This window comes from Cupriavidus yeoncheonensis (genome assembly GCF_905397275.1).
GTDB classification, from domain to species: Bacteria; Pseudomonadota; Gammaproteobacteria; order Burkholderiales; family Burkholderiaceae; genus Cupriavidus; species Cupriavidus yeoncheonensis.
Genome location: NZ_CAJPUY010000006.1, coordinates 129,448 through 148,068, shown reverse-complemented (window position 1 = coordinate 148,068; position 18,621 = coordinate 129,448). Strand labels below are relative to the sequence as shown.

Annotated in this window: 14 protein-coding genes and 1 tRNA gene; 4 read left to right on the top strand and 11 right to left on the bottom strand. The window is 67.2% G+C overall.

Translation table 11 applies throughout. The features are described from left to right. Positions 1-67: 67 nt before the first annotated feature. From KHO22_RS10130 to KHO22_RS10120, 3 genes are all read right to left on the bottom strand, one after another. The gene (locus KHO22_RS10130) at positions 68-1,504 is read right to left on the bottom strand and encodes an efflux transporter outer membrane subunit (protein ID WP_230426833.1); all 1,437 of its coding nucleotides are present in this window, start codon (positions 1,502-1,504) and stop codon (positions 68-70) included. A gap of 95 nt (positions 1,505-1,599) precedes the next feature. After that, complete coding sequence (locus KHO22_RS10125) at positions 1,600-2,817, bottom strand: efflux RND transporter periplasmic adaptor subunit (protein WP_211947000.1); 1,218 nt, start codon at positions 2,815-2,817, stop codon at positions 1,600-1,602. Next, the gene (locus tag KHO22_RS10120) at positions 2,814-6,026 is read right to left on the bottom strand and encodes an efflux RND transporter permease subunit (RefSeq protein WP_211946999.1); all 3,213 of its coding nucleotides are present in this window, start codon (positions 6,024-6,026) and stop codon (positions 2,814-2,816) included. Before KHO22_RS10120 ends, KHO22_RS10125 begins: the two co-directional genes overlap by 4 nt. A gap of 224 nt (positions 6,027-6,250) precedes the next feature. Here KHO22_RS10120 and KHO22_RS10115 point away from each other — a divergent pair, with 224 nt between their 5' ends. After that, a complete protein-coding gene (locus KHO22_RS10115) occupies positions 6,251-6,925 on the top strand; it encodes a heavy metal response regulator transcription factor (RefSeq protein ID WP_211946998.1) in 675 nt (224 codons plus the stop codon). Further along, positions 6,922-8,325 carry a heavy metal sensor histidine kinase gene (locus KHO22_RS10110; protein ID WP_211946997.1) on the top strand — a complete coding sequence of 468 codons (1,404 nt, stop codon included), beginning with the start codon at positions 6,922-6,924 and terminating at the stop codon, positions 8,323-8,325. The genes KHO22_RS10115 and KHO22_RS10110 overlap by 4 nt, the downstream gene beginning before the upstream one ends. Before the next feature lie 9 nt (positions 8,326-8,334). Here the strand turns inward: KHO22_RS10110 and KHO22_RS10105 are convergent, their stop codons facing one another. The 3 genes from KHO22_RS10105 to aptA form a co-directional block, all read right to left on the bottom strand. After that, positions 8,335-8,553, bottom strand: a complete 219-nt coding sequence (locus KHO22_RS10105) for a hypothetical protein (protein WP_211946996.1) — start codon at positions 8,551-8,553, stop codon at positions 8,335-8,337. Positions 8,554-8,750: 197 nt separating this feature from the next. Continuing rightward, complete coding sequence (locus KHO22_RS10100) at positions 8,751-10,268, bottom strand: CoA-acylating methylmalonate-semialdehyde dehydrogenase (protein WP_211946995.1); 1,518 nt, start codon at positions 10,266-10,268, stop codon at positions 8,751-8,753. Between the two features lie 14 nt (positions 10,269-10,282). Next, the gene (gene aptA, locus KHO22_RS10095) at positions 10,283-11,614 is read right to left on the bottom strand and encodes an omega-aminotransferase AptA (protein WP_211946994.1); all 1,332 of its coding nucleotides are present in this window, start codon (positions 11,612-11,614) and stop codon (positions 10,283-10,285) included. A 331-nt stretch (positions 11,615-11,945) separates the two neighbouring features. On the opposite strand from aptA, the gene KHO22_RS10090 reads away from it, so the two are divergent. After that, a complete protein-coding gene (locus KHO22_RS10090; protein ID WP_211946993.1) occupies positions 11,946-13,394 on the top strand; it encodes an aminotransferase-like domain-containing protein in 1,449 nt (482 codons plus the stop codon). 324 nt (positions 13,395-13,718) lie between these two features. Then, positions 13,719-14,765, top strand: coding sequence for a CDF family Co(II)/Ni(II) efflux transporter DmeF (dmeF, locus tag KHO22_RS10085; protein WP_211946992.1), 1,047 nt, complete (start codon positions 13,719-13,721; stop codon positions 14,763-14,765). Positions 14,766-14,784: 19 nt separating this feature from the next. On the opposite strand, the gene KHO22_RS10080 is transcribed toward dmeF, so the two are convergent. The 5 genes from KHO22_RS10080 to KHO22_RS10060 form a co-directional block, all read right to left on the bottom strand. Continuing rightward, entirely contained in the window at positions 14,785-15,765 is a 981-nt protein-coding gene (locus KHO22_RS10080; protein WP_211946991.1) for a quinone oxidoreductase family protein, read from the bottom strand. Positions 15,766-15,841: 76 nt separating this feature from the next. Continuing rightward, a complete protein-coding gene (locus tag KHO22_RS10075) occupies positions 15,842-16,285 on the bottom strand; it encodes a GNAT family N-acetyltransferase (protein WP_211946990.1) in 444 nt (147 codons plus the stop codon). 291 nt (positions 16,286-16,576) lie between these two features. After that, positions 16,577-16,651: transfer RNA gene (locus KHO22_RS10070), tRNA-Cys, on the bottom strand. An 89-nt stretch (positions 16,652-16,740) separates the two neighbouring features. Next, positions 16,741-17,217, bottom strand: coding sequence for a bacterioferritin (bfr, locus tag KHO22_RS10065; RefSeq protein ID WP_211946989.1), 477 nt, complete (start codon positions 17,215-17,217; stop codon positions 16,741-16,743). Between the two features lie 388 nt (positions 17,218-17,605). After that, the gene (locus tag KHO22_RS10060) at positions 17,606-18,583 is read right to left on the bottom strand and encodes a Bug family tripartite tricarboxylate transporter substrate binding protein (protein WP_211946988.1); all 978 of its coding nucleotides are present in this window, start codon (positions 18,581-18,583) and stop codon (positions 17,606-17,608) included. Positions 18,584-18,621 lie beyond the last annotated feature (38 nt).

The following is an 18,621-nucleotide window of genomic DNA, read 5'->3' as shown; positions in this document are numbered from 1 at the left end:
TTGTGGATGGCTTCGCCTTTCCTGGAAAGGACCGGAGTTTACTCTTGTGGTGGTGCCGGATTCATCACTATCGGGGTACGCCCGGCGATGCCGCCTGACCGATGTCAACTGCGCCCTCCCAGCCGCCACCGAGCGCCCTGACCAGACCCACGCTCGCGGCAAGCTGGCGCCGATGGACGTTTTCAAGCGCGCGGTCGCTGGACAGCGATGCCGCCTGCAGGATGTTGACGTCCAGGTAGGCCACCGCGCCCTTGCGGTAGCGGTCCAGCCCGATGGCCAGCGCCCTGGCCGAAGCCTGCGACGCAATCTGCTGGCTCGATGCTTCGTCGTGCAGCGCCTGGGTGGCGGCGTAGCCATCCTCCACCTCCTGCACCGCGCGCAGCACCGCAGCGCGGTAGTCCGCGGCGCTCGCGTCGAACTGCGCACGGGCGCTGTCTTCGCCGGCCTGGCGGCGCCCGCCATCCAGCAGCGTGCCGGCCAGTGCCGGACCGATTGCCCAGAAGCGGCTGGGCGCGGTCAGCCAGCTGGCCAGGCTGGAGCTTTCCAGCCCGCCGCCCAGCGTCAGCATCAGGCTGGGGAAGAAGGCGGCCCGCGCCACGCCGATCTGCGCGTTGGCGGCAGCCACCCTGCGCTCGGCGGCGGCGATGTCCGGCCGGCGCTCGAGCAGTTGCGAGGGCAGCGCGGCCGGCACGGCTGGCAACAGTTCCTGGCTGCCTGCCCCGGCGGCGCGAGCAAGCGTGAAGCGGCTGGCGGGTTCTCCCACCAGCGTTGCCATGGCGTGCTCAAGCTGGGTCCGGTTCAGGCGCAGATCGGACAGCTGCGCCCGGGTGCTTTCCAGCTGGGCGCGCGCCTGGGCCACATCGCCTTCCGTGGCAATGCCGCCGCGGTAGCGGTTCGTCACCAGATCGAGCACGGAGGTGTAGGCGTCGATGGTCTGCTGCAGCAATGCGGCCTCGCGGTCCAGCGAGCGCACGCCGAAGTAGTCGACGGCCAGTTCTGCCTGCAGCCCGAGCCGTACCGCCGCCACGTCTTCCGCGCTGGCCTGGGCGCGGGCCTCGGCGGCATCGACGGTGCCGCCGATCCGTCCGAACAGGTCCGGCTCCCATGACGCGCCCAGGCCGAGCAGGTAGTCATTGGTGGTCTTGCCCGCCAGGGATCGCCCGACTACGTTTTCCGATACGCGGCTCCTGCTGAATGCCGTGCCGGCCGTCACCGTCGGAAAGTAGGCGGAACGGGCGGCTCGCGCCTGGGCCCGCGCATCCTGCAGCAGTGCAACGGCCTTGCGCAGGGCCTGGCTCGACACCTCGATACGGCCTTCCAGGCTGTCGAGCGTGTCGTCGCCATAGCCGCGCCACCAGTCCGGTGCAATCGCGTCCGGCCCACCCGGGTGGGCCGGGCTGGCACCCGCTTCCTTGTAGGCGGCAGGCAGGTCGATGGCCGGCGGCCGGTATGGCGGCGCGGCCGCGCATCCGGCAATCAGGGCGAGCAACCCCGCCGCCAGCATCCGCACTGCCGCGCGCGCGGGCTGCCCTTGCCAGCCGGCTCGCTTCTCGTGGCTTTCCTTCATTGGCGTCATAAGCATGATGTCTGGCGCGGCCATCAGGAGCTCCTGTCGGTACCGGGCCTGGCGGCGACCACCCGCACCCGGGCACCGGCCGTCAGGCCATCGCCCGGATTGACGACCACCTGCTCCGCACCCTGCAGCCCATCCAGTACTTGCACGTGCGAACCGAAATCGCGGCCGAGCACGACCTTGCGGATGGCCACCTGCCCGTCCTGGCCGACCACGGCCACGCACGGGCCCTCGGGGCGGAACGCGAGCGTGCTGGCGGGCAAGTCGAATCCCGCCGCGCCGGCGGCCGAACTCAGGTGCACCTCGGCGTAGGCGCCCGGCAGGATGCGGCCGCCCTGGCTGTCCACATCCAGCTCGACGCGCAGGCTGCGCGTGACGGGATCGATGGCGCCGGCATTGCGCGCCACCCTTGCCGGGAAGCGCTGGCCCGGCGCCTGCGGCAAGGTCAGCCACGCCTGCAGGTCCGGCCCGACCATCGCGCTGGCGTCCTGCGGCACCTGTACATAGACGCGCAGCGTATGGCCGGCGGAGAGATGGAACAGTTCGCGCCCCTGGCCCGGGCTGCTGCCCGCATCGATGAGGGCCCCGGTGTCGACGTTCCTGGCCGTGACGACCCCGTCGAACGGGGCACGTATCTGCGTGTAGGACGCCATCTGCGCCAGCCGCGACGTATTGGAGCGCGCCGACGCGAGCGCGGCGGCCTTTGCCTGCATGTCGGCGATCTTCTGGTCCGTCTCCTGCTGCGCGACGGAGTTGGACGCCTGCAGGTCCTTCCACCGGTCCGCGGTGGTCTTGGCCAGCGCATAGTTGGCGGCGGCGGTGGCCTCTTCCGCGCGCGCCTGGCGCAACTGGTCGGCCACTTCCGGCGCGTCGATCTCCGCCAGCAGCTGGCCCTGCCTGACGGGCGTGCCGATATCCGCGACCCAGCGCCGCAGGTACCCGTTGACGCGCGCATAGACCGCGGCATCCTGGTAGGCCCGCACATCGCCGGGCAGGACGATCTCGCGTGCGGCCGACGCACGCGCCGGCCGCACCACGCTGACGGCCGGCACCATCGCCTGCGCGGTGCGCTGCGAGAGCGCGGCATTCGCGTTCAGCCTCGGGACGATGCCGGCCGCAAGCGCACAAGCCAGTATCCCGGCACCGGCCAGTACCGGGCGCGCCCGCCCCCGGACGCGGCGCGCCGGGCGGGCCGTTTCAGGCAACGTGTCATCGGCGGAATCGGGCAGCGTAGGCAATGTCATACCAGACCTTTTTCATCGGGAACAGGAGTCAGAAGCAAGGGCTTCGCGCCGCGGCGCTTGTCGAGCCAGGCGCGGAACATCGCGAAGAAGACCGGGACAAGCAGCAGCGTGGCCACCGTGCCGCAAGCCAGTCCGCCAATCACGGCACGGCCCAGCGGCGCGTTCTGGGCCCCGGCCCCGCCGGCGCCGAGCGCCATCGGCACCATGCCGAACAGCATGGCCAGCGCGGTCATCAGCACCGGGCGGAAACGCCCCTCGCCGGCGTCGAGCGCGGCACGGAACGGGGATTTCCCTTCGCCCACCAGCTCGCGGGCACGGCTGACCACCAGAATGCTGTTCGCCGTGGCAATGCCGACGCACATGATCGCGCCGGTCAGCGCGGGCACGCTGACCGTAGTCCCCGTGACAAACAGCATCCACGCCATGCCGGCCAGCGCGCCGGGCAGTCCGCAGAGGATCGCCAGCGGATCGATCCAGGACTGGAAATTGACGACCATCAGCAGATAGACCAGCACGATCGCCGCGGCCAGCCCGGCCAGCAGTCCGGAGAAGGATGCCCGCATGGTCCGCACCTGCCCGCGCACCACAAGGTCGGATCCGGCCGGCAGATCCTTGCGCGCAGCCGTGACGATGCGGTCGATGTCCGCCGCCACCGCGCCCAGGTCGCGGCCGCGTACCGAGCCGAAGATGTCCAGCACCGGCTGCACGTTGTAGTGCGACACTACGCCCTGCTGGCTGGTACGGCTGACGCTGCTGAACTGGCCGAGGCCACCGGCGCCGCCCAGGCTCGCCGTGGCAGCCCCGATCCCGAGCGGAATGTTCGCCAGCGTCTGCAGCGAATCCATCGCGTATTGCGGCACCGACACCATCAGCGGATAGCTGACCCCGTTCTTCGGGTTGAGCCAGAAGTTGGGAGAGGTCTGGCCGCTGCCGGACAGCGAGATCAGCAGGTCCTGCGCCACCTCGCGCTGCGACAGCCCGGCCTGCAGTGCACGCGTGCGGTCCACCTTGACCGTCAGCGCCGGCTGGTCGTCGGGCTGCTGGAGATGCAGGTCCGCCAGCCCCGGCACGGCGGCCAGCTGCCCGAGCAGCCGCTGCGCCACGGCGCGGTTGCCTTGCAGGTCGTTGCCGACGATCTGCACGTCGATCGGCGCGGGCAGGCCGAAGTTCAGGATCTGGCTGACCATGTCCGCCGGCAGGAACGAAAAGCCGACACCGGGGAATGCCGCAGGCAGCAGCGTACCCAGCTTGTCGATCATCGGTGCCGTGCCGCCGCTTCCGGACTTGAGCGACACCAGGATCTCGGCATCGGCTGTGCCGATCGGCAGCGCGGAATCGTAGGTCAAGTTGATGCCGCTGACCGGCAGGCCGATGTTGTCCACGATGCCGGCGACGCGATCCGCGCCGATCTCGTTGCGGATCGCCGTTTCCACCTGGTCGGCAATGCGGGCGGTCTCCTCGATGCGGGTTCCCGTTCTTGCGCGCATGTGCAGGCGGATTTCCCCGCTGTCCACGCTCGGGAAGAAGTCCTGGCCAAGGAAAGGCACCAGCGCCATCGAGCCTGTGCAGGCCAGCAGGAACACCACCACCGTACGCCTGGGAGCGGCGAGGGCGGCGCCAAGAAGACGGCCGTAGCGCGCACGCAAGCCTTCGAATGCCCGCTCGAAGGCGCTGTGCAGGTGCGCGAACCATCGGCCGGCACGCCCCTTCGGCCTGGCATCGGCGGTTGCCTCGCCGCGCAGCAGGTAGTGGGCAAGCGTCGGGATCAGCGTGCGCGACAGGAAATAGGACGCCATCATCGCGAACACGACGGCCTCGGCCATCGGCACGAACAGGTAGCGCGCCACGCCGCTCAGCAGGAACATCGGCAGGAAGACGATGCAGATGCACAGCGTGGACACCAGCGTGGGCAGTGCAATCTGCGCCGATCCGTCGAGGATGGCCTGTTCCAGCGGCTTGCCCAGCTCGCGGTGGTGCGTCACATTCTCGATCGCCACGGTGGCGTCGTCCACCAGCACGCCGACCGCCAGCGCCAGCCCGCCGAGCGTCATGATGTTCAGGGTCTGGCCGAGCGCGGACAGGGCGATCAGCGCCGCCAGCACCGACAGCGGAATGGTGACCGCGATGATCAGCGTGGAGCGCCAGCTGCCGAGGAACAGCAGGATCATCAGCGCGGTCAGGCAGGCGGCAATCAGCGCTTCGTGCAACACGCCATCGATGGCCGACTGGACGAACACCGACTGGTCGGACACTGCCTGCACCTGCAGCGCCTTCGGCAGCCCGGCGGTGACCTTCGGCAGCAGCGCCCGGATCTGGCTGATGATCGACAGCGTGGAAGTGCTGCCGCTCTTCTCGATCTCCAGCAGCGCCGCGCGCTTGCCGTCGCGGCGCACGACGTTGGTCTGCGGCGCGTAGCCGTCCCTTACCTGCGCCACGTCCCGCACGTAGACCGTGCCGTCGGGGCCGCTGCGGATCGGCAGGTCGTTCAGGGCCGCGACGGTCTGTGTGCTGCCATTGAGGTCGACGCGGTACTCCAGCGCGCCGATCTTGGCCGTGCCGCCCGGCAGGATCAGGTTCTGCGCATTGATGGCGTTGACCACGTCCAGCGGCGACAGGCCGCGCGCCTGCAACGCGTGCGTATCGAGGTCGACCATCACCTGGCGTACCTTGCCGCCGTAAGGCAGCGGGATCGACGCGCCCTGCACCGTGGCCAGCTGCGTGCGGATGAAGCTGTTGCCGAGATCGTAGAGCTCCTGTTCCGGCAGCGTGTCGCTGCCCAGCGCAAGGCGCAGGATGGGCACCGTGGACGCGCTGTAGCTCAGGATCAAAGGCGGCGTGGTGCCGGGCGGCATGCTCCGGAGCATCGACTGCGCGCCCGACGAGGTCTGGGCAATGGCGCGGTTGATGTCGGCGCCCGGGTGGAAGAACACCTTGATGACCGCGACGCCCGCCAGCGTCTGCGACTCGATGTGCTCGATGTCGTCCACGCTGTTGGTCAGCGACCGCTCATACCCGGTGACAATGCGCTGCGCCATGTCTTCGGCGGACAGGCCGTTGTAGGTCCACACCACGCTGACCACCGGGATATCGATCGCCGGAAAAATGTCGGTAGGCGTGCGCAGGATCACCAGCGGGCCGGCCAGCAGCAGGCAGATGGCGAGCACCACAAAGGTATAGGGCCGCTGCAAGGCGAGCCTGACAATCCACATTTGCTTCCCCCGGAAACCGTTGCGGCCGGGGCGCACTTGCGCTGCCCGGCAGGTCAAGCGGATTCTAGGGAGACGACAGCAATCCCGACGGGGACAGAACCATTACGGTCTTGTCATCCATGGCGCACAACGCCGCCGCTATCATCGGGTGGCAAGTTGCGAAATTGGGCGAAAGCGAGCGAGAGCAGGCGAAGGCGGGCAAATGCGCCCGGGGTGGAACGACCATGAAAATCCTGGTGGTGGAAGACGAGCCCAAGACGGGCGAATACCTGCGCAAAGGGCTGAGCGAGTCATCCTTTGTCGTCGACCTCGCCGTGACGGGCGCCGATGGCCTGCATCAGGCGATCGAGCACGAGTACAACCTGATCATTCTCGACGTCATGCTGCCCGGCATGGACGGCTGGCAGGTGCTCAGGCAACTGCGCGAGCACAAGGACACGCCGGTGCTGTTCCTGACCGCCAGGGACGAAGTGGAAGACCGCGTACGCGGCCTGGAACTGGGTGGCGATGACTACCTTGCCAAGCCCTTTGCCTTCGTCGAGCTGCTGGCCCGGGTGCGCACGCTGCTGCGGCGCGGACCCGTGCGCGAGGCCGAGCGCATCGAGATCGGCGACCTGGAGATCGACCTGATCCGCCACCGCGTCGCGCGCGCGGGCCAGCGCATCGACCTCACCCCGCGCGAGTTCGCACTGCTGCATTTCCTGGCGCGGCGCAACGGCGAGGTGCTCAGCCGCACACAGATCGCCTCCCATGTGTGGGACATGAACTTCGACAGCGATACCAACGTGGTCGACGTGGCGATCCGCCGCCTGCGCGCCAAGATGGACGATCACTTCGCACCGAAGCTGATCCACAGCGTGCGCGGCATCGGCTACGTGCTCGAGATCCGGCGGCCGTGAATCCCGCACGCTCGCTGACCACGCGCCTTGCGCTGGCCTTCGCGCTGATCGCGGGCTGCGCGTTCGCGGGCGTGGGGCTGTATCTCTACAGCGCGCTGGCCATGCAGATCACCGATCGCGATGACGCCGAGATCCTGCACAAGGCCGTGCGCGCCCGCACCGAGCTGGCAGACGACGACTCCAGCGCGCCGGAACGCTGGCGGGAAATGGCCCGCGTGGTGTCGGGCAACGAAGAGTTCGGCATCCGGGTAATGGACCCCGACGGCACGCTGCTGCTGTCGGCGGGCGCCACGGCCATGCCGATGCCTCAGGGCAGGGTAGTGGCCGCGGATGACGCGGTTGGCGCCGACGCCATCCGCACCTGGCACACCCGGGACGGCACGAAGGTTCGGGGCGTATCGATGCTGGCACGCCTGGAGCACGGCCCCGCGCAAGTGAAGGTGGAGCTGTTCCAGGTCGGGGCTTCGCGCGTGGCGCTGCTGCGCGCCTACCGATGGAAAATCTTCTTTGCCGTTTTCCTTGGCGCAGTCGGCGCGGGGGTGCTCGGATTCGTGGCATTGCATGCCGGCATGGCGCCCCTCAGGCGCATCGCGGCCAGCACCAAGAAGGTCACCTTCTCCCGCGAGCCGCTGCCCATCGATCCGTCGGCGCTGCCGGCGGAACTGAAAGAACTGGCGCAGGCGCTGCAGCAGATGGTCGACCGGCTGCGCGAGCGCTACGAGCGCCTGTCGCAGTTCTCCGCCGACCTGGCGCATGACTTCCGCACGCCGATCGGCAACCTGCTGGGGCAAACGCAGGTGGCGCTGTCCAGCGAGCGCTCAGTGGAGGAATACCAGGCGCTGCTGGCCTCGAACGTGGAGGAGTACGAGCGCCTGGCGCGCATGATCGAGAACATGCTGTTCCTGGCGCGCGCCGACAACGCGCGTGTCGGGCTGAACTACGCGGAACTGGATTTGGCCGAGGAACTGGCGCGCCAGGCGGATTACTTCGAGTTGCTGGCAGACGCGCGCCAGATCACCATCCGCGTCGACGCAAGCGGCAAGGTGAAAGCGGATGCCATCCTGCTGCGGCGAGCGATGGGCAACCTGATCGCGAACGCGGTGCGTTATTCCCCGCCCGGTGCGCAGATCCGGCTGTCGGGACGCGAACTGGATGGCGAGGCCCGCATCGAAGTCAGCAATCCCGGACCAGGGATAGCCGCCGAGGACCTGCCCAGGCTGTTTGACCGCTTCTTTCGCGGTGATCCCGCACGGGCCAACTCGGGGGAATCTTCCGGCATCGGGCTGGCCATCGTGAAGACCATCATGGACCTTCATCGCGGAAGCGTCGAGGCCGAATCGACCCCGGGCGGGAAGACCAGCTTCCGGCTGGTCTTCCCGGCACGCCCGGCGTCTCGGTGAAACACTACATCAGGCTTTCGATGGCAGATGCGCGCCGTCCAGGTAGGGATCGCGTGCACCGTTGTTGGCGCCGTCGGTGAACGGATCACGCTGGCGGTGGACCTGGTCGGCATTGCCCGCGTCATAGGCGGTTGCAGAAGGATCGGCGACCGCCGACGCCAGTTGTGCGGCCGAACCCAGCGCTGTCGCCAGCACGGTGGCTGCGATGAACCGATGCGCATGCTTCATGGTGTTCTCCTGACAGTTTCCCGGCGAGGGATAGTCCCGCCGTGAAAGGCAGTCTAGGAGTCCAACGCCAACGAAAAGCCGCCAGTTCGATGACAAAACTGTCATCAAAAATGGCGGCTTGGTTGGCGTTGGCTGGCGTTGGCTGGCGTTGGCTGCGCTGCGTGGCTGTGCCTGGCTTTTCGTGCCTGTCCGGCAGTTTACTTCGCCACCGGCATCGTGAACTCAGCGCCCTTGGCGATCGAATCCGGCCAGCGCTGCATCACGCTCTTGTAGCGCGTGTAGAAGCGCACGCCCTCTTCGCCGTAGGCATGGTGGTCCCCGAACAGCGAGCGCTTCCAGCCGCCGAACGAATGCCACGCCATCGGCACCGGGATCGGCACGTTGATGCCCACCATGCCCACCTGGATCTGGCGCGCGAACGCGCGCGCAATGCCGCCGTCGCTGGTGTAGCAGGACACCCCGTTGCCATACTCGTGCGCGTTGATCAGCGCCACCGCTTCGGCAAAGTCATGCACGCGCACCACCGACAGCACCGGGCCGAAGATCTCCTCCTTGTAGATCGTCATGTCCGGCGTGACGTGATCGAACAGCGTGCCGCCTACGTAGAAGCCTTTCTCATGGCCGTCGACCTTGTGGCCGCGGCCATCGGTCACGAGCGTTGCGCCTTCCTGCACGCCCTTCTCAATATAGCCTTCGACCTTCGCCTTGTGCGCACCGGTCACCAGCGGCCCCATCTCGGCGTCGGCCTCCATGCCGTTGCGGATCTTCAGCGTGGCGGCGCGATCGGCCAGCCGGGGCACGAGCTTGTCGGCCACGTCGCCCACGGCCACCGCGACCGAGATCGCCATGCAGCGCTCGCCGGCCGATCCGTAGGCCGCGCCTACCAGTGCATCCACGGCCTGGTCGAGGTCCGCATCGGGCATCACCACCAGGTGGTTCTTCGCGCCGCCCAGCGCCTGCACGCGCTTGCCGTGCTTCGTTCCTTCCGTGTAGATGTATTCGGCGATCGGGGTCGAACCGACGAACGACAACGCCTGCACGTCCGGGTGCGCGAGCAGCGCATCGACCGCCGCCTTGTCGCCCTGCACGACGTTGAACACGCCGTCAGGCAAGCCGGCCTGCTTGAGCAGGTCGGCAATCAGCAGGCTCGGCGACGGATCGCGCTCGGACGGCTTGAGCACGAAGGTATTGCCGCACGCGAGCGCCACCGGGAACATCCACATCGGCACCATCACCGGGAAATTGAACGGCGTGATGCCGGCCACCACGCCCAGCGGCTGGCGCAGGTTCCAGTTGTCGATGCCACCGCCGACGTTGTCGGTGAAATCGGTCTTGAGCAGGTTTGGAATGCCGCACGCGAACTCCACCACCTCGATGCCGCGCGTGACTTCGCCCTTGGCGTCGCTGAACACCTTGCCGTGCTCGCGCGTAATCAGCGCGGCCAGGTCGTCGTGGTGCTTGTCGAGCAGCTCCTTGAACTTGAACAGGATGCGCGCGCGGCGCAGCGGCGGCGTGTCGGCCCAGGCCGGGAACGCGGCCTTGGCAGCCGCGACGGCATCGGACACGTCCTGCGCCGTGCCAAGCGCCACGCGTGCGGCCACGTCACCGGTGGCCGGGTTGAAGACGTCGGCAAAGCGCGCGGACGCGCCTTGCCGGACCGTGCCACCGATGTAATGGTGGATTTCGGCAATCTGCCGGTTCTCTGCGATGTTCACTTCGATGTCCCTCGTTACTGCACTTCCCGCAGGGCCTGCTTGACGGTATCGAACAGCTCGGCGATCTGCGCCTCGCTGATGATCAGCGGCGGCGAGAACGCCAGGATGTCGCCGGTGTAGCGCACCAGCACGCCACGCTCCAGGCACTTGAGGAAGACCTCGTACGCGCGCGCGCCGGGCTGGCCCGGGCGCGGCTCCAGTTCGATGCCGGCCACCATGCCGAGATTGCGGATGTCCTTCACGTGCGGCGCTTCGCGTACGCTGTGGACCGCGGCTTCGAACACCGGCGACAGCTCTGCGGCGCGGCCGAACAGATTCTCGCGCTGGTACAGGTCCAGCGTGGCGATCGTGGCGGCGGCGGCCAGCGGGTGGCCCGAATAGGTGTAGCCATGCGCAAGCTCGATCGCGCCCGGCGCGGCCGAGTTGACCACCGTGTCGTGCACTTCGCGGCGCACGGCCACTGCGCCCATCGGCACGGCGGCATTGTTGATGGCCTTGGCCATGGTGATCAGGTCCGGCGTGACCTTGAAGCGCTCCGCCGCGGTAGCGGTGCCCAGGCGGCCGAACGCGGTGATCACCTCGTCGAAGATCAGCAGGATGCCGTGCTTGCTGGTGATCGCGCGCAGCTTGTCCAGGTAGCCGACCGGCGGCACCAGCACGCCGGCCGAGCCGGCCAGCGGCTCGACGATGACCGCGGCGATGGTCGACGGGTCGTGCAGCGCGACGATGCGCTCCAGTTCGTCGGCCAGGTGCGCGCCCCATTGCGGCTGGCCCTTGGAAAACGCTGCTTCGGCGATGTTCAGCGTGGCCGGCAGGTGGTCGGTGCCGGGCATCAGGTTGGCCGAGAAGGCCTTGCGGTTCGGCCCGATGCCGCCCACCGCCATGCCGCCGAAGCCCACGCCGTGGTACCCGCGCTCACGCCCGATGAAGCGGGTGCGCTGGCCCTCGCCACGCGCGCGGTGGTAGGCCAGTGCAATCTTGAGCGCGGTGTCGACCGACTCCGAGCCGGAGTTCGTGAAGAAAATGCGGTCCAGCCCCTGCGGCATGATGGCAGCCACTTTGGTGGCGGCTTCAAACGACAACGGATGACCCATCTGGAACGGCGGCGCGTAGTCCAGCGTAGCGGCCTGGCGCGCCACGGCCTCGGCAATTTCCTTGCGGCAGTGGCCGGCGGCCACGCACCAGAGGCCCGCGCAACCGTCCAGGATCTGGCGTCCGTCGTGGGTGGTGTAGTACATCCCGCTGGCGGAGGCCAGCAGGCGCGGCGCCGCCTTGTACTGGCGGTTCGCGGTAAAGGGCATCCACAGGGCATCGAGATCGGGAATCACGGTCTTGGCGGCGTCCATACGTCCTCCTCTGGGCAATCGGGTTGGCGCGCGCTGACACGGCGGATTGCGTGCAGCGGCAGGGATGTCGGCCACTCTACCGGCGGCGCAAGGGCGACAAAATATACAGTCCGGACAACGTCGCCTTACCGTACAGTTTAGGCAAGCCAAACCGTACAGGATTGTGCCTGTGCAGCAGCCCCACCAGGACAGGCTGACCGGTCTTGCCATCTGGTGCCGTGCGGCGCCCCACATTGCATTGCGTCATTTCCGGGCCGGGGCGCCAGCACCGCGGCCTGGTGCATGCGCGCAGCCGTTAAACTGTACAGGTTGCTTCCTTCCGAAGTGCCGCATGCTGACCCTTGACCTCACCCGCAGCCGCCGCGGCGGCGAAACCCTGACCGAACAGATCGTGGCCGGCATCGCCGCGCTGGTGGACCGCCGCGCGCTGCGCGCCGGCTCCGCGCTGCCGTCGGTACGCCGCTTTGCGCAACAGCACGGCATCAGCACCTTCACCGTGGCCGAGGCCTACGGCCGGCTCACCGCGCTGGGCTACCTGGCCGCGCGCGCCGGTTCCGGCTACACCGTGGCCCACCGCCATGCGCCGGCAGGCGGCATGCGCGCGCCCCAGTGGGAAGCGCCCGGGCTCAACGCGGCGTGGCTGCTGTCGGATGTGTTCGCCGACCATTCGGTGCCGATCAAGGCCGGCGCCGGCTGGCTGCCGGGCGACTGGCTCAACGAGGAAGGCCTGCACCAGGCCATGCGCGCCGCTGCGCGCGTGCCGGCCGCGCAGGTCTCGGGCTACGGCCAGCCTTATGGCTATGCGCCGCTGCGCGAGCATATTGCCGCCGGGCTTGGCCAGTACGGGATTCCGATGCAGGCGCAGCAGGTGGTGCTGACCCAGGGCGCCACGCAGGCGCTGGACCTCGTGGTGCGCACGCTGCTGCGCACCGGGGACACCGTGCTGGTCGAAGCGCCCTGCTACTGCAACCTGCTGCAGATCCTGCGCATCGCCGGGCTGCGCGTGGTGGGCGTGCCGCGCACCGCGGCCGGGCTCGATACCGATGCGCTGGAAGATGCCATCCGCACCCACGCGCCGCGTGCGCTGTTCGTCAACACCGTGCTGCAGAACCCGACCGGCGCCAGCCTCACCAGCATGAACGCGTTCCGCGTGCTGCAGCTCGCCGAGCAGCACCGGCTGCTGGTGGTGGAAGACGACATCTACCGCGAACTCGCGCCGGCTGGTTCGCCCATGCTGGCAGCGATGGACGGGCTGTCGCAGGTGGTCTACGTCAACGGCTTTTCCAAGACCATCACGCCGTCACTGCGTGTCGGCTATCTCGCCGCCAGTGCGGACCTGGCCAAGGCCTTCACGCGGACCAAGATGGCGGTCGGGCTGACGTCTTCGGAAGTGACGGAGCGGCTGGTGTACTCGGTGCTCACCAGCGGCCACTATGGCCGCCACGTGGCGGCGCTGGCCGAACGGCTGCGCGCCCAGCAGGACCGCGTGACGGAAAAGATGGAAGCGCATGGCCTGGAAGTGCTGCTGCGCCCGGAAGGCGGGATGTTCGCGTGGGCCCGTGTGCGCGACGCGCTGCCCGATGGGTTGCCGATGACCGGCAACCGGCTCGCCACGCTGGCGCTCGAACATGGCATCTGGCTGGCGCCGGGATCCTATTTCGAGCCGGAGGAAACGGATTCGCCGTGGATCCGCTTCAATGTGGCGACCGGCGACGCGCCGCAGTTGTGGGAATTCTTTGACAATCTTGCCGGACGGCAACGCGCAGTGCGCGCCGCCTGAACCGGCGCGCTGGCGGGGATCAGCTCCAGAGGCGCTCGACCACCCAGCCGGCAGTGGCGCAGAATCCGATCCAGACCGCCATGCAGGTAGCGATGAAACGGTAGCTCATATCGAAATCGACAACAAAAGTGGGGCGGGAATGTGAATATTTCTCGGAATTATACATGCATTCGTGAATGTATGTATGAAAACGAAAGCATCACATGAAGCATGGGGCCTCCGATTGGCGCAGACCCGGCTGCCGCGGCGAGCCGCTGTCCGGGCTCCGCAGTCTGCTACCCTTTCCCTCACGCTTCCTGCCTTGCCCGACAGCTTTCAAGCACCATGCATACAGAAGATCTTTCCTCGTGGACCCATAGCCACGTATTCGACACCGGCAACCATGCGGCGGAGCGCGGCACCCGACTGGTGATGCTGATCACGGCCGTCACCATGGTCGTGGAAATTGCCGCCGGCTGGTGGTTCAACTCCATGGCATTGCTGGCCGATGGCTGGCATATGAGTTCGCACGCATTCGCGATCGGCATGACGGCATTTGCCTACGCGGCCGCGCGCCGCTATGCGTCGGATGCGCGCTTTGCCTTCGGTACATGGAAGATCGAAGTGCTCGCCGGCTTCGCCAGCGCCGTGTTCCTGCTGGGCGTGGCTGCGCTGATGGCGATCGGCTCGGTGGACCGGTTGTTCAGCCCGCAGGCCATCCACTATCGCGAAGCCATGGCCATTACGGCGCTCGGGCTGCTGGTGAACCTGGGTTGCGCGCTGATCCTCGGCGGCGCGCATCACGACCATGACCACCATGGGCACGGGCATCAGCATGGCCACTCTGACCACCATGGCCACCACGACGGTCATGCCCACGCGCACAGTCATGGCCACCATCATGACATCAACCTGCGCTCCGCCTACCTGCATGTGGTGGCGGATGCCGCCACGTCGGTGCTGGCTATTGTCGCGCTGGCCGGCGGCTGGTGGCTCGGCTGGAGCTGGCTGGATCCGGTGATGGGCCTGGTCGGCGCGGTACTGGTTGGCCGCTGGGCACTCGGGCTGCTGCGCCAGAGCAGCACCGTGCTGCTGGATCGGGAGATGGACCACCCGGTGGTCGACGAAGTGCGCGAGGTACTGGCCGAATTCGAGCACGCCGACGATGACCGCGATGCCACGCGCGTGACCGATCTCCATGTCTGGCGCGTCGGCAAGCAGCAGTTCGCCTGCATCGTCTGCCTGGTCACGCATGACACCACGCTGACACCGCAGCGCGTGCGCGACGCGCTGTCCGTGCATGCAGAGCTCGTGCATGTGACGGTGGAGATCAGTGTCTGCCGCGATGCGGAAACCGGCCATCAAGGCGTGCCCGCCGCGCGGCGCGCCTGATCCCTGCCTGCTGCCCCGTTCAGGGCAACAACACAATCGCTCCTGTCGTCGCCCTCGCCTCCGCAGCGATGTGTGCCTGCGCGACATCCGCGAGCGCGAAGCGCGCACCGATCTCCACCTTCACATGGCCGGCGGTCACCGCATCGAACAGGTCTTTCGCGTTGGCGCGGAAGGTATCCGGGTCGGCGTTGTGCGGAAAGACCGAGGGACGGGTCAGGAACAGGCAGCCCTTCTTGTTCAGCAACTCCGGCTCGATCGCCGGAGCCGGACCGGAGGCCGCGCCATACAGCACGACCAGGCCGAATTGCTGCGCGCTGTCGAGCGAGCCCAGGAAAGTGTCCTTGCCCACGGCGTCGTACACCACGCGCACACCGCGTCCGCCGGTGGCGTCGCGCACTGCCTTGACCCAGTCGCCGTTGCGATAGTCGATCGCCACGTCGCAGCCGATGCGGCGCGCCAGCTCACACTTCTCCGGCGAACCCGCGGTGCCGATCACATAGGCGCCGAGTGCCTTGGCCCAGCTGCACAGGATCTGGCCAACGCCGCCCGCGGCGGCATGCACCAGCACGGTATCGCCCGGCTTCACCGCATGGGTATGGCGCACCAGGTATTGCGCGGTCATGCCCTTGAAGATGACAGCGGCAGCCTGCTCGTCGCTGATGCTGTCGGGCACGCGCACCAGCTTTGCGGCCGGCACGTTGCGGTAGTCGGCATAAGCGCCAAGGCCCGCATTCATGTAGGCCACCCGGTCGCCCGGCGCGAAGCCGTTCACACCGGCACCGACCGCCTCGATCACGCCGGCGGCTTCGTGGCCAAGGCCGGTGCCGGACGGCAGCGGATAGGTGCCACGGCGCTGGTAGATGTCGATGAAATTGAAGCCCATCGCGGTCTGGCGCAGCAGGACCTCGCCTTCGGCGGGCGGTGCCAGCTCGACACGATCGAGCTGCATCGCTTCGGGTGGGCCAAATGCGTGGACGCGAATGACGCGGGCGGTCGGCATACCGGGACTCCTCGGATTGGGAAGACCCGATTATTTCCGGTTTCGGGAAAGCGTGCCGGCGCTCACGCGCACGGCTTCACGTCAGCTCGCAGCACATGCACAGCGGCGGCGTGTCGGTATGGCGGTGGAATTCCCTGGAGGACAGCACCTCGGCCGGCAGGCTCGAGGCAGAGATCAGCGAGAAGCCGTAGCGTGCGAAATAGCTCGGACAGGTCGGTGTCAGCAGCACCGCGCGCTTGGCCCCGTTGGCACGCGCCCGCATCAGCACCGCGTGTACCACGTGGGTGGCAATGCCCTGGTCGCGGTATTCCGGCAGCACCGCGACCGAGCGGATCACCACGGTCTCGCCAAAGCGCTCGCCGGCGCCGCAGCCCACAACCTGCGATTCATGCACGGCAACGTGGAAGTGCTCCAGCATGCGGAGCACATCATCGGTTGGCAGGCTGCAGCGTTCCAGCACCGCGCCGACCGCTGGCGCATCCGAAGGCAGCGCCGCCCGGATTCGCAGATCTTTGATCATCTGGAGCCTCTTCTTCTTGCGTCACTTGAGTACGGCAACACCACGGAAGCCCTGCATGGCTGCTACGTAGCCGCTGCGCAAAGTGCACCTTGTGCGTCGACGCGCAGCCGCGCCATCACAGTACCTCAAACCGGGGCGTTGTTCCAGACGGGAACAACGCGTAAACCGCGCACAGGCATGTGAGGTATCGGGGCCGCTCCCGAACGGGTGATACACGAAGGGCGAAAACGGCGGGGCGGGTGCCGCTTGAGGGCGCCGCGGACATCCGGCGCCAGGCGCGCGGAAGGAAGCTGGAGGCGGGGATACGGAATCGAACCGTCGTAAACGGCTTTGCAGGCCGTCGCATCACCACTCTGCCACCCCGCCGTGGACGAAAGGTCCGGGGACAAATCGTGTTGCGGGGCGCAGTGTAGCGGGAAATCGAAAAGTCTGCAGGAACGGTGCTCGCGACGCGGCTACTCCACCCCGCCCATGCCGGACTGGATGTAGTTCTGGATGCCGATCTTGCCGATCAGCTCGATCTGCGACTCGATCCAGTCGATATGTTCTTCGGTCGCTTCCAGGATATCGACGACGACTTCGCGCGATACGTAGTCACCCACCGATTCGAAATACTTGATCGCTTCCTTGCAGCTGGCCTGGGAAACCTGCTCCAGTTTTAGGTCGCAGGCCAGCATTTCTCCGGTGTTTTCGCCGAGCAGCAATTTATCGAGGTCCTGCAGGTTCGGCAGGCCGTCGAGCAACAGGATGCGCTCGATCAGCTTGTCGGCATGCTTCATTTCCTCGATCGATTCCTCGTATTCATGCTTGCCGAGCGCATTGATGCCCCAGTGCCGGTACATGCGCGCATGCAGGAAATACTGGTTGATCGCGGTCAGTTCATGCTTGAGCTGGGCATTGAGAAGCTGGATGACCTTCTTGTCCGATTTCATGGCATATCCTCTTCCCCCGGGGCCGAAAATCCTGCTTCTCCTTTTTCCATCATGTCCGGCTTTTGCGCCGGTCTATTTTCATGGTAGGCGTGATTGGCGCGACATCAAGCGGCACGATAAAATGCGCGGGTAATCGCCACTTGCGGCATGGTTTATCGAGAATGGGTATGGTTTTGATTTTCACCGCGATTATCAATACCACATGGAATTACGTGAAGCACCGTAACGGCCAAGCAGCCGACTGATGCTGACGAAATGGCCAGCCGCAACGTCCGTTCTTTTCAGGCGAAACGATCCGCCAGTGGAAACTGGTCCGACGAGAAGAAGGCGAAGTCGTGCAGCCGGCAAGGAGCCATCAGGGACCCAACAGGGCACTTCAGGCTTCACATCAGTCGAGCTTCGCCCCCGAGTCCGCCACCAGCATCTTCAGCACGGGCCAGTCGCGCGCGAAGATCGCCTGTGCCTCGGCCGGCGTGCTGCCCAGCGGGCGCAGGCCCAGCGACACCATGCGCGACTGCATGTCCGCTGTCTGCAGGATCGCGCGCACTTCTTCCTCCAGCTTCGCGGTGATCGCCGCCGGCACGCCGACGGGTGCGGCCATGCCGATCCAGCCCACCGTCTTGAACGCACTGTCGCTCATGCCCAGTTCCGCGAAGGTGGGCAGGTCGGGCAGTACGCTGCTGCGTTGCGCGCCCGTCACCGCGAGCGCCTTGAGCTTGCCGCTCTGGATATAGGGCTTGGCCGTGAGGATGCTCGCGAAGCCGAACTGGACCTGGCCGCCCAGCAGGTCCTGCAGCATCGGCGCCTCGCCCTTGTAGGGCACGTGCGTGGACTCGGCATGCGAAAGCTTGCTGAAGTATGCGCCGCTCAGATGCGAATAGGACCCCACGCCCCACGACGCATAGTTCACCTTGCCCGGCCGCGTGCGCGCATAGTCGCCCAGCTCGCGCGGCGTGCGCGCCGGCAAGGACGGATTCGTCACCAGGACGAGCTGCGCATCCGCCAGCACGCTGACCATCGACAGGTCCTTGCGCGGGTCGTAGGGCAGCTTCGCAAACAGGAACTGGTTGGTCAGGACGGTCTGGGTGATGGTCACCAGCAGCGTGTAGCCGTCCGGCGCGGCCTTGGCCACGGCATCCGTGCCGATAATGCCCGAGGCGCCGGCCTTGTTGTCCACCACCACCGGCTGGCCGAGCCGCTTGGCGAGCTTCTCGGCGAGCGCGCGCGCCACCGTATCGGTGCCTCCGCCGGCGACATAGGGCACCACGATGCGAATCGGCTTGACGGGGTAGGTCTGCGCCTGCGCCGGGGCGGCGCAAACAGTGATGCCACTCAGGGCGAGCGCCAGCAGCGCACGTCGGTTCATGCCTTGTCTCCGGTCTGGATGTATCTGGTTTTCTTGGT

Bases quoted from the DNA above. Each gene is read 5' to 3' on its own strand.
- KHO22_RS10130 (WP_230426833.1), bottom strand. From the start codon at position 1,504: ATGCTGGCGGCGGGGTTGCTCGCCCTGATTGCCGGATGCGCGGCCGCG.
- KHO22_RS10125 (WP_211947000.1), bottom strand. From the start codon at position 2,817: ATGACATTGCCTACGCTGCCCGATTCCGCCGATGACACGTTGCCTGAA.
- KHO22_RS10120 (WP_211946999.1), bottom strand. From the start codon at position 6,026: ATGTGGATTGTCAGGCTCGCCTTGCAGCGGCCCTATACCTTTGTGGTG.
- KHO22_RS10115 (WP_211946998.1), top strand. From the start codon at position 6,251: ATGAAAATCCTGGTGGTGGAAGACGAGCCCAAGACGGGCGAATACCTG.
- KHO22_RS10105 (WP_211946996.1), bottom strand. From the start codon at position 8,553: ATGAAGCATGCGCATCGGTTCATCGCAGCCACCGTGCTGGCGACAGCG.
- aptA (WP_211946994.1), bottom strand. From the start codon at position 11,614: ATGGACGCCGCCAAGACCGTGATTCCCGATCTCGATGCCCTGTGGATG.
- KHO22_RS10090 (WP_211946993.1), top strand. From the start codon at position 11,946: ATGCTGACCCTTGACCTCACCCGCAGCCGCCGCGGCGGCGAAACCCTG.
- dmeF (WP_211946992.1), top strand. From the start codon at position 13,719: ATGCATACAGAAGATCTTTCCTCGTGGACCCATAGCCACGTATTCGAC.
- KHO22_RS10080 (WP_211946991.1), bottom strand. From the start codon at position 15,765: ATGCCGACCGCCCGCGTCATTCGCGTCCACGCATTTGGCCCACCCGAA.
- KHO22_RS10075 (WP_211946990.1), bottom strand. From the start codon at position 16,285: ATGATCAAAGATCTGCGAATCCGGGCGGCGCTGCCTTCGGATGCGCCA.
- bfr (WP_211946989.1), bottom strand. From the start codon at position 17,217: ATGAAATCGGACAAGAAGGTCATCCAGCTTCTCAATGCCCAGCTCAAG.
- KHO22_RS10060 (WP_211946988.1), bottom strand. From the start codon at position 18,583: ATGAACCGACGTGCGCTGCTGGCGCTCGCCCTGAGTGGCATCACTGTT.